Genomic DNA, 11,174 nt, shown 5'->3' with positions numbered 1-11,174 from the left:
TAAGGGGTTTTGGCATAGATAGAATGTCTCCATTTACTTATCAGTCATTTGCTGAAACGATGCTTCCAGGAATCGCAAAGCATCCGGCAGATGCTTCGACCAGTAATCCCAGTTATGTTCACCGGGAAATTCTTGATAGATATGCTGGTATCCGATCCGTTCCAGCTGCTCGTGATAAGCCGCGTTCATCGAATACAAATAATCCTCAGTCCCGCAGTTAAAGTACAATGCCGGTCGTTGACTATTTGTCAATTGAGCATCAGCCAGCTTTTGCAAATCATAGCTCTGAGCATAAGGTCCGTGAAGAGGCCCGATCATCCGCGAAATGTCGCTGCGTGAATATTGGTTTGTGATCATCGCCGTGGAAGTAACGGCACCGGACAAGCTTGCCGCGGCACCGAAGAGCTCAGGATGGCGAAGAGCTAAAGAAAATGCGCCGAAGCCCCCCATGGATAAGCCGCAGAGAACACGATGTGCCCTGTCCGGAATGGTTCTGAAGCTCTTGTCGATCTCCGTCACCAAATCGTAAATAAAATAATCCTCGAAGTTTCCGGTACCGTCGTACCAGTTCATATAAAAGGTACCTAACCCGTAGCCTCCGTCATTAGGGAAAACAACAATACTTTTGCGGAGTGACCCCTCCTGCATCATCCGGTTCAGCGTCGTCTCCGCATTCCCCTTAAGAAGCCAATGGGACTCACTCCCATACATACCATGGAGCAAATAGATGACGGGATACGGATCTTCGCTCGTCTCATAGTCATCCGGCAAATAGACAAAGCACGATTTACGCGCAAAAAGCGCTCCGGAGAAAAAAGGATGCGGTCTTATGCTCATACTCGTTCTTCCTAATCAAGAACAGCAGTCATATGTTCTTCGGTAATGGCCCAATGCGAGGTGTTCCAAATGGTTTCTTTATTTTTGATGTACAGGATTTGCGGTGAAGCATGCTTTACACCGGTATCCTCGGCAATTTGATTGGAGACTGGACGGGATTCAATGACCTTGACAAGCACATAGTCCACATCAGAATTCGGTTTATTTTGCAAGTAAGCTTCGTATTCCTTCAGCGCATTAAAGCTTACCGGACAAGCTGTGCTATGCTTCAAGACAACGATCGGCTTATTGGCAGATCCTTCGAAATGTTCATTCCATTCCTCTTGGGTTGTGATTTCTTTCCATTGTGTCATATTGATTCCCTCCACTTATTGTTAAATAGCTGCTTACAAATTAATCATAATAATATAAGGTAGCTTGTATCGTTGAGCCTAGCTCCATGATGCCGTAAGAGTATTGCGGCTGGCGTCTTTTATCGGTGGGAGAACCGGGATTGAGCAGCAGCGTCCCGTCATGCATACCCTGGTAAGGAATGTGAGAATGGCCGAATAGGATAACATCTACTCTCATATCACGGAAAGCGTCAATAGCCTGCTCCAGCGTTGATTTGCGCCCGCCGTCTCCATGAACAAGCCCGATCCTCCATCCGGATAGGTTCAACACCTTTTGGCGTCCAAAGCGCTCAATGATATCCGCTCCATCGTTATTACCCGCAACGCCGTCCGTCGGGGCTATCGCCTCGAAAAGCCGGACTACCCCCGGATCCACCCAATCGCCGGCGTGAAGGATCAAATCAACCCCGTGCAAACCTTCCAGCAAGGCCTGTGGCAGCTGCTTGGCACGACGGAACATATGCATATCGGATATGACGCCAATGCGCATCCCGATCCCCTCCTCTCCTATGTCGCTCATTCCTTCATTCTACCATAACTTGCATACAAGAAAAAAGCACCGCATAGGGTGCTTAAGGTTGATGGCAAGCCCGCTCTAATCCGTAATAGCGAACCAATCCATCGTCTGAGATGCCAACAGCTTGCGCATCCCCTGGAACTCATGAATGATCGATAGCTTATACTGCTTGAGCGATCCAATCTTGCCTAATAGATCGCTGTCCTTAATAATCATTTTGTAATTATGCTCACCCAGCTCGAGTCGAACATCGTCCTTATCCGGGGCCGATTCCAAGTAATACTTCTGCTCATAAGTCATGTTGCCGTTCATATCGGCAAATTGAATAATAAGCTTGCTGCCGTCGTTGTTCGTCTCAAAGAAGCTGTCTTTTTTCAAATCATACTGGAAATTGACCCGCAACTGCGTGCTATCCAGCCAGGTGCTCATCTTGCTTAAAGAAATGCTATACTGGTCGAATGCAACATCCTTCAAGCCAGTATTGACAATCGGCTTTTCAACCGGGAGTTCCATCTCCACGGCATTGATATAAGCATCTGCCTTGTCCTCCGTAAGACTTAGCCTCTGCTCCGTAACGGATTCACCTACAACCAGCCGCAGCCCCTTCGTATCGAATCCCTTCGGCAGCTTCGACGAGAAGGAAACTAGCGCCTTCCCCTGCGGATTTAATTTCTGCTTTACCTCGCGGACTTTGGTCGGATATAACGCGTCATCCGGCGTTTTCAAGAAGGCGGTCAGCTTCGGTACGGCATTGGAACGCTTCTCCATATTGGATACTTCCAGCTGAACCTCCAGCATATCGCTCTTTCCGTCTGTGTAGGTATTGATTTCGCGGGGAGCGTACAACGTATTTCTTCCCGTTCCTGTAATGGACTGCTCTTGGCCGAAGGCGACAACCGGAAGCTTGATCTCGGATGGAGGCAGCATAAATTGAGCCATATCCTCCACTTCATTCTCGCTTAGTTTATTCTGCAGAACCAGCTTCGTTGCCGCGAAAGGATAGGTATAAGGAATTTTGCCAACAATCTGGAAATGTACAGGTTGACCCGGAGGAACGCCGACGGCTCTATCGGTTTTTACCGCTTTGGCCTCCACCTTCACCCCTCCGTCCAGCTCATAGTACGCCTTGATGTCCGGAAAGGGAAGCGCGTCCGATTGATGATGAGTCATCGACAAATCCGCACTTAGTACATCCTGATCATCCCACGGCATACGATCGAGCTTCTCCACCTGCAGCAGATATACCCCGTCTTTATTAGCAAACTCGACACTGGAGCCGATACTCGGCGGCGCTTGCTGTTCAGTGGAAACCTTAAGCGTCGTTACGGGCAGGTTCAGCTTCAAATCGCTGGTTACTGTCACCGATTGCGTAATGACCAGGTCCCAATGATCCCCGATCGCCGAAGCCGGAAGCTGCGAAGCCTTGAGCTGAAGGTCCAGCGGCACATCGGGCTGAAGCTGCTGCTTATCCCCATTCATCGTAATTTCCAGCGGGTACATCGCCCCATTGGACGCTCTAAGTGAATATTGGTAGCCGGTAAGCTTGGCGGCGGCCTGGCCTTTATTCGTCGCTCTTAATGTCAGCTTAGGCGTAAGGTAAGCATCGTTTTGCAGTGCGCTCCATTTGGTTACCTCCAATGCAACCGGCACATTGCCCAGCATGACGGTTTTGCTGACGGCTTCGGGAGCAAGCACAGCTGCCGACTGATCGGGAAAGCGGATATCGCCGATCGCTTTCTCCAATTCCGTGCTGTTATAATCCCACCGGGTAAGCCGGAACCATAGATCCTGCAGTGCCGTGGCATCATTCACCGGCGCATAGAAGGTGAAGTCGACCTGCTGCCCCGCGGGAATATCCTTCTTCAGCTTGTCCTGGGGGATCAGGTCCGGAGTAAACTCCGCACCCGATGTATTGTATACCTTGACCCAATAGTCAAGAAAGGAAATGGAGCTGTTCTCTCCGTTCGTTACGCTCAATGTAAAAAATAACATATTGCCGTTGTCGGATGGCATGACCGCGGCGTTTTTCAATTCAACTTTGCTGTGAGGCGCTATGGAGACGGAGGACAGGCGCATCGTTTCATCGATCTCATCCCTCTGGTAGCTCTCCCCCTGCGCCATGGTGACGGGAATCGGGATGACCCCTGCCGATGCCGTCATGGCTGCTATAAGAAGCAGCAGGATTTTATTTTTTGCCGATAATTTCATGTTCCTTTTCCCCTTTCTCCTCCTCCGGAGGGAGTAAAACGATGCGGCCCTCCTCCACCTGAACCCTTACCTTATTCGATGATTGAACGCCTATGGACTGCAGCATATCGCCCGGTATTTGAAGCCGTCCGGCTTTATCGAGAACCGCGTATTCCACGTGCGAATCTTCCTCATCCGACTGCAAGCCTTGCTCGAGCTCTGCCAGCTCATCGGCATACGATTTGCGCCGGATAATTTCGGATGAGGTTTTGCCGTCACGAATCGCAACGACACGGTCGACCTTCTTGGCTAACAGCGGATCATGGGTGACAATAACGACCGTTAACCCCATTCTCCGGTTCAAGTCCCGGAACAAATCCAGGATTTGATTCGCCATCTTCGTGTCTACGGAGCCTGTAGGCTCGTCAGCCAGCAGCATCTTAGGATTGTTGGCAAGGGCTATGGCAATCGCCACCCGCTGCTGCTCCCCGCCGGAGAGCTGATTCAGCTTATTTTTGATACGATGGCTTAAGCCTACGGCCTCAAGCAGCTCCAGAGCTCTCTCCCGCTTGCGCTTTCCCTGGAGCAGAATGGGCAGCTCTACATTTTCCAACGCGGTTAAATAGGGAATCAAGTTTCTGGCATTGTTCTGCCATACGAAGCCTACCGTCTCCCTCTTGTATTTCACAAGGTCCTTCTCTGTAAATTTCAGCAAATCTTTCCCGTCGACCAACAGCTGTCCGGCAGAGGGACGGTCCAATCCCCCCAGCATGTTCAGCAGTGTCGATTTGCCGCTGCCGCTGTTGCCTATGATGGCCATCAGCTCTCCAGGCTCCACATGAAGATCCAGGCCTTGCAAAGCAACGACTTCCAGATCGGCTACTTTATATATTTTGACGAGGTTATCGCAGTGAATCATGGTTAGTCCTCCCCTAGCTTCACAGCTTGATGAATTTTGATTCTTGACAGCATCGTACCAAGAATAATCAGACCAACGACCAGCATAGTGCTCACGATAATGTACAACTGAAACTGATCTCGCGGATCAAATGTCACCTGGAACGGGGGCACTTGACTCGTTGATTGCAAGGAAAGCTGAAACATGGGAACGAAGAGTCTGCTTGTCAGGCCGCCTGTAATAAGCCCGATTCCTATAGCTGCTCCGGAGGTAAGAAGCTGCTCACCAATTAGCATAAAGATGAGCTGGCGGAACGATATCCCCATCGCTCTTAATATCCCGAGCTGCAGCACACGGCTGGAAAGAGACAATATCCAGTACAACAAAAATCCGCAGAAGCTGATCACTATGGAAATGATAAAGCCCAAGGTCATCACGCCGTTTATCGCAAGCTGGAACGGATCGTTCTTGGATCGGATAAGCTCCTGCTTGGCGTCGCTAAGCTTCGTGACGGGAATGTTCCTCTGCTCCACCGCATCGTACAGCTCCTGACTGGAAGCGTTAGGCTTTAGCTTCAGCCATACGTCATAGGGCTCCAGAGCCATATTGTTCTGAATGTAAGACAGGTGGCCTACGATCAGCATGGGAGCCAATACTTTTTTGGCTTTGGCATTTGCGCCTGTGCCGGTGCTTGTTGAAGTATTTTTATCGGCATATTTGGGATTCGGATTCCAGGACGGCCAGTAGTCCACAATGCCAAACACGTTAAACATCGTATTTTCGACTCCGTTCCACCCTACATAAATATGGTCTCCGACCTTCAAATTAAACTGGTCCGCAAGCGTTTTCGAGATTAGGACAGCAGAAGGGCTTGAGGCCAGCAGGTTCAGGTACTCATAGAAGGAATGGTCGAGAAGCCCCCCGCGAAACCATGCCGTTCGCCCGAAATCATCGGTATCAATCCCCATCAAGGTCGCATTCGCTTTTTCCTTGCCTACGGTAAGGCTCGCATCCTTCTTCGTAAACACTTTGGCGGCCTGCTCCACACCCGGAAGCTGCGTCATAGGCATGAACGGCGGTTCGGAATACTGTATCTTCTTCTTTACCGCCGGAACCACAGGTGCCGTTACCGCAGGGGTCTCCGAGTCATCCGAGCTAGCCGATTCATCTTCCATCTCCATCCCGGGCGGCGGTGCATCGTCTTCCCACTTGATCTGCATGGAGATATCCGCGCCATTGCTGTACATGATCTTCTCACCCGTATTCTTGTTGATGGTTCGGGCAGCGCTTGCGCTGAACAGCCCCGTTGCCAATGTAACGCTCAAGAATACCATGATGGCTTGATACTGCGTAATGGATCTGCCGACCTGCAGCAGGGTCGAATATAAGGATGGTGACCACCAGCGCCGGCCTGCCTGATAAATAAACCGGATAATCCATGGATAAATCCGAAGTAGCACAAAGCTCATGCCTAGTATGAACAACGCAGGAACCAGGAACAGCAGCGGATCCATCTGCAAATCGCTTGCTTCCAATCCAAGGGACTGCATATCCGCCATGCGTCTCTTGAAATTTTGCAATCCATAGAGCGAAACGCCCAATAGGACTACATCTACGAAATATTTATGCCAAAAGGAAAGCTTGGTTTGACGCGCCATTTGCTGTTTGTGACCGACAATGCTGGTGCGGGTTGCAAAGAGCACAGGAAGCAGAGTCATGACCAGGGAGCATAGGACCGCTATCATTCCGTACTGATACGCTTCGTTATTCAACCGCACGTCCAGCGCCGCACGCTGAACGAATTCCAAAAATCCGTTCGAGGCGCCGAGCATCCGGGTCAGCGTCAAGCCGCAGAATGGACCCGCCAGGATCGCAATTCCGCCCAAAAGCAAGCCTTCCACGACATAGCTCATAATGATCTGAAGCCTGCTGGCTCCCCTGCTTCGCAATACGGCGATTTCCGTCTTCTGCCGGTCTGTGATGAGATTGGAAACCATAAACAAATAATAGGCGAGCATGATCATGACAGGCACGTTCAAGGACCAGAGCATGGTGCGCAGCTTCTCTTCCTTGACGAAATACGTGCTCATCGTCTGCAAGGCCGGTGCCTTCATCGAGTAATTCGGGAACTTTCCGCTAAGAAAATCTTCCGTATTCGAGTAGGTCGCGATGAACCGGTTAATGGAATCCAGTTTCATCTGGCTGTAGTCCACCGCAGTGTACCAAATACTGGAGCGCAGCATGAGCTTTCGTTCCTGGGTCACATTCTTTTCGAACCATGGATAAGCGGCCAGCAAGCTTGAGTTATAGCTCGATAAAGCATTGTACCAATACACGTCGTCATACGATTTGCGGTCGATCACACCGACTATTTTAAAAGTGAACTTGTCGTTTATCGACTCATCCTCTATCGTGTACTCCTGACCGACCACCATCTTCAGATTCGTCAGCGTCTGATCCACGACGGCTACCTCGATAATACCGTTCACCGGTTCCGCAGAAGGGAACTTCCCGTCAATCATCCTTACATGGTCTTCCAGTCCGCTTAGCGTTGTGATGTCGGCCATCCGTTTGACGGAAGCATCGATCTTGTCCGCATTAACCGGTACCATGTTATATTTGTCCGTGGCCCTCTCGGTCACATAGGATTTGATCGGCAGCTTAAACCGCGGCTGTGCGGTCTTCACCATATACTCATCCGTTTCCTGAATCGCCTGCCTGGATTGCTCCGGCGTCATCTCGCTGTTCAAAAACACCGACGTCCAAAAGATTCCCGGGTACTGCTGGCTGCTATCCTGCAGAAGCTCCAGATCCTTAATCAACAGACGCTGTAAAATTGCGTTCGTATAAATAGGCATACTGCTCACAAGCCCGACCGAGATGATCAAGCCCAGCAGCAGGCTGAGTTCGAGCCATTTGTTTTTGATCATCTTTCGCATGATCATCACAAGGATTGCCACCAAGCGTCACCTCAATTGTTTAAAATCACCTTTTGTCCTTCTTTGAGCCCTTTGCGGATTTCAACCTCCGTTGCCGATACGATTCCCTTTTCCACATCGACTTCCTTGCGGCTTTCGCCTTCAAGCACCTGCACATAATCGCGCCCCATGTAAGAACGCAGTCCCACTTTTGGAATAATCAGCACATTTTCCCTGCTCTCCGTCACGATGGTGATATCCGCATTCGTCCCGATCGTAACATCTGCAGGAAGCTCATCGGGCACAATGATGATCGACTTGGCGTTTTTATCTGCAATCGCTTTCACATCGGACTGCGGTGCGGTCGCTGGAATTTGGACGACCTTGCCCTTGTATGGCTTGTTTTTAATTTTCAAATCGGCGGTCATTCCGACTTGGATTCCAGTCAGATCGGCTGAGTTCGACGATTCGTAAGCCAGCTTCATCGATTTGGGATCCGATACGGTCATGATCGTCTTATAAGCCGTCACCGCATCGCCCTGCTTGATGGTATCGATGAACGTCACAATTCCGTCCACATCGGATACCAGCTTCGTCCGGCCCAGCTGCTGCCTGAGCATGTCCAGCTGAATCTGCTCCTTCTGTACATCAAGAACCTTGGAACGGATGGTCAACGCGTCACCGCGCTTCTCCTCCTTCGCTTGCTCCAGAGCAATTTGCGCCTTCTCTACCACCAGCTCCTGCTGCTTGATCTTTCCTTCTATTTCCCCTTTCTCCAGCTGCGCTACGACATCGCCTTTTGCAACCTTGGACCCTAATGAGACATTAATGGCATTAAGACGCCCGCCGGATTCCGGATAATACAGATACTGCAATTTATCTGAAGCGAAGGTTCCGACACCGCTGACCTGCTTCGTTATATTGCCTCTCTTGACCTCATACAGCTCGAAATTCTCTTTGACCGGCTTCACCAGCGGGGGTTGAAGCGCCTGCTCTTCCTTAGGCAGCAGGCTGCACCCCGGCAATGCGGCCAGCACGGATGCCGCCAATAGGGCGGTGAAAAGGGAGCTGCGGCTGCGGCGGTTAGCTTTCTTCGACAATATGTCCATCCTCCAATGCGTACACTTGATCGACAATTTCCATAATCGCCGGATCATGCGTAGTTAAAATAATCGTCATGCCTTCCATCTGAACCAAATCCTTGAAGACCTTCATCACCTGCAGTCCCATCCGGCTATCCAGTTCCGCCGTCGGCTCATCGGCCAGCAGCAGCTTCGGTCGATGGGCGATCGCTCTTGCAATGGCGACGCGCTGCTGCTCTCCGCCTGACATCTCATAGGGACGATGCTTCATTCTTGCCTTCAAGCCGACGAAATCCAACGCCTGCTCAGAGTATTCCCGGTGCTTGGAGGAAGGAACACCGGCTATACGTAAGCCGAATTCCACATTCTCATAGGCAGACATGTAAGGTACAAGCGCAAAGGATTGAAAAATCAGCCCGAGCTGGGTGCGTCTCAGCTCATTGCGTTTTTTGTCCGACATGACGGTGACATCCTGCCCCATAAAATAAATCGCGCCTTCCGTCGGACGATCCAAAGCGCCCAGCATATTCAAGAGCGTTGTCTTCCCCGAGCCGGAGCGTCCTCTTAGCGCGACAAGCCGGCCTGGCGGGATGCTCAGATTGGCTCCGCGAAGCGCATGAACGGCTGCCGAGCCCTTGCCGAACGATCGGGTCACGCTAACGGCCTGTATGATCGGCTCGCCCGGGTCATGCTTGATTAACGGATAATTCATGGCAATTACGTCACTCCTTTAATGAAAGCGTTCTCTATATTAAATGTAAACTTTTCCAGACCATAAAAATAGACACCAATTTGTTAGGAATTGGTGTCTATTTGTTCTGTTCCTCATACTCCTTCGGCGAACATCCGACAATCTTCTTGAACGTTTTGGCGAATGTCTTGGGATCGATGAAACCGACAGCCTCCGCCACCTCATATACTTTTCGCTCCTTATTGCGCAGCAGGCGCTTAGCCTCCTGAAGACGAATATTCGTTAACGTCTCGATCAACGACTCACCCGTTTCCTTGCTGTACAAATCGCTTAAGTAGCTCCTGCTTAACTTGACATGGTCCGCAATATCCGAGGTGCTGATCTGCAAATGATAGTGCTCTCGCATAAAGCTCATTGCCTTGCGGACAAAAGGGTTCCGCGAAGCCAATTGAACGTTGGATTGCAGTATTGCAGTCAGATTGGACACTGCCTCCAAAAACCATGCAGCCAGCGATTCCATCGTCAAATGGGACTGCACCGCCGCAGAGGAAACATATTGGCGTTCAAACGGCTCCATATCTGTGTCCGTCTCTTGTCGGGCGAATGCGACCGCCAGTCCCAGCAGCTCAAATACAAAGCTGTAGACCGTATCTGCAGGCGGGTGATTTTGTTCCAGGTGGGCCATCATTTGCTGAGCCCAATAATGCATAGCCTCTTCATTATGACCTGCAATCGCCCGTAACAGGTTTTGTTTTTCCTCCACAGGGAGGGAGCCGTTCCATTCCACAGGGGCTGCTGCAGCAAAGCGCGCATCGTCGAAATCGGCATGCTTCCCTCCATAAAACATCCGGTTTCTGTCCGCTTCATGCAGAGCGACCAGATTCTGAAGCTGCTCCCAGCCGCTAATTCCTTGAACCTCCGTCAGGCAATAACGATCCTGACTTAACCCGAACTGTTCCGTTAACGTTACCTCCACGTCCTTTAGTCTGCGGCTCCCGTTATCCTCATATAGCAACAGGGTCCTATGCTCCGTCAAACTGATAAAAGCAAGTGCATCAGGCCAGTGCCAGCCAAGAACGGACAGCTGCGAATCCGGCGTAAATTGAATCATACAGCTGCATAACGCTACGCCAGTAGAAAACCACTCCTCCTCCAGCCCGGCATCCCTCTGCCCGCTAAGCCAGCATTTCTGAAGTCTCATTCCCCATTGCGCCTGCCGGGACAGCTGAAGCTGGCGCTGCACCTGCTCCCGTGCTTCATTCTCCTTCCGCTGCCTGATCAGCGCTTCCTTTGCTTCGACCAGGATATCTGCCAGCTGCTCCGGCTCCATCGTAGGCTTCAGAATATAATCGTGAGCCCCCTGCTTCATGGCTTCCTTCACGTAGGTGAAATCGTCCAGACAGCTCAGCACGACTACCGCAGCATCCGTATTAGCCTGACGGAGATGCTTGACCAATTCCAAACCGTCCATTCTTGGCATCAGAATATCAGTCACTACCAGGTCGGCCGGCTCACTCTGCAACCGCTCCCAAGCATCCAAACCGTCGAACGCCTCTCCGCCCCATTGCAGTCCGTAATCCTCCCAGCGAATCATCGTTTTAAGAACTTTGCGGACAATCGGTTCATCGTCCACGATAAGCACTTTCATCACT

General features: G+C 50.9%; 9 protein-coding genes. All 9 read right to left on the bottom strand.

Going from position 1 to position 11,174, the window contains the following annotated elements; all coding sequences use genetic code 11:
* Window positions 1–33: 33 nt before the first annotated feature.
* Complete coding sequence (locus tag GGC63_RS06310; protein ID WP_192701571.1) at window positions 34–837, bottom strand: alpha/beta hydrolase; 804 nt, start codon at window positions 835–837, stop codon at window positions 34–36.
* Window positions 838–848: 11 nt separating this feature from the next.
* Window positions 849–1,190, bottom strand: coding sequence for a bacillithiol system redox-active protein YtxJ (gene ytxJ / locus GGC63_RS06305; RefSeq protein WP_079909153.1), 342 nt, complete (start codon window positions 1,188–1,190; stop codon window positions 849–851).
* Between the two features lie 40 nt (window positions 1,191–1,230).
* Window positions 1,231–1,719: a metallophosphoesterase family protein gene (locus tag GGC63_RS06300; protein ID WP_192701830.1), complete on the bottom strand. Its 489-nt coding sequence runs from the start codon at window positions 1,717–1,719 to the stop codon at window positions 1,231–1,233.
* A gap of 105 nt (window positions 1,720–1,824) precedes the next feature.
* Window positions 1,825–3,954: a hypothetical protein gene (locus tag GGC63_RS06295; RefSeq protein ID WP_192701570.1), complete on the bottom strand. Its 2,130-nt coding sequence runs from the start codon at window positions 3,952–3,954 to the stop codon at window positions 1,825–1,827.
* Entirely contained in the window at window positions 3,932–4,852 is a 921-nt protein-coding gene (locus GGC63_RS06290; RefSeq protein WP_192701569.1) for an ABC transporter ATP-binding protein, read from the bottom strand. The genes GGC63_RS06295 and GGC63_RS06290 overlap by 23 nt, the downstream gene beginning before the upstream one ends.
* Window positions 4,853–4,854: 2 nt before the next feature.
* Window positions 4,855–7,776, bottom strand: a complete 2,922-nt coding sequence (locus GGC63_RS06285) for an ABC transporter permease (RefSeq protein WP_225948032.1) — start codon at window positions 7,774–7,776, stop codon at window positions 4,855–4,857.
* 26 nt (window positions 7,777–7,802) lie between these two features.
* On the bottom strand, window positions 7,803–8,849 hold the full coding sequence (locus GGC63_RS06280; RefSeq protein ID WP_225947996.1) for an efflux RND transporter periplasmic adaptor subunit: 1,047 nt from the start codon (window positions 8,847–8,849) through the stop codon (window positions 7,803–7,805).
* Window positions 8,833–9,543 (bottom strand): ABC transporter ATP-binding protein, encoded by a 711-nt coding sequence (locus GGC63_RS06275; protein WP_192701566.1) that lies wholly within the window; start codon window positions 9,541–9,543, stop codon window positions 8,833–8,835. The genes GGC63_RS06280 and GGC63_RS06275 overlap by 17 nt, the downstream gene beginning before the upstream one ends.
* Window positions 9,544–9,640: 97 nt before the next feature.
* On the bottom strand, window positions 9,641–11,170 hold the full coding sequence (locus GGC63_RS06270; RefSeq protein WP_192701565.1) for a response regulator transcription factor: 1,530 nt from the start codon (window positions 11,168–11,170) through the stop codon (window positions 9,641–9,643).
* Between the last annotated feature and the right edge of the window lie 4 nt (window positions 11,171–11,174).

Source organism: Paenibacillus sp. OAS669 (assembly GCF_014873645.1).
In the GTDB taxonomy this organism is placed as follows: domain Bacteria; phylum Bacillota; class Bacilli; order Paenibacillales; family NBRC-103111; genus Paenibacillus_S; species Paenibacillus_S vulneris.
The sequence above is the reverse complement of the archived record's forward strand: the minus strand, read 5'-3'. Positions and strand labels throughout refer to the sequence as shown.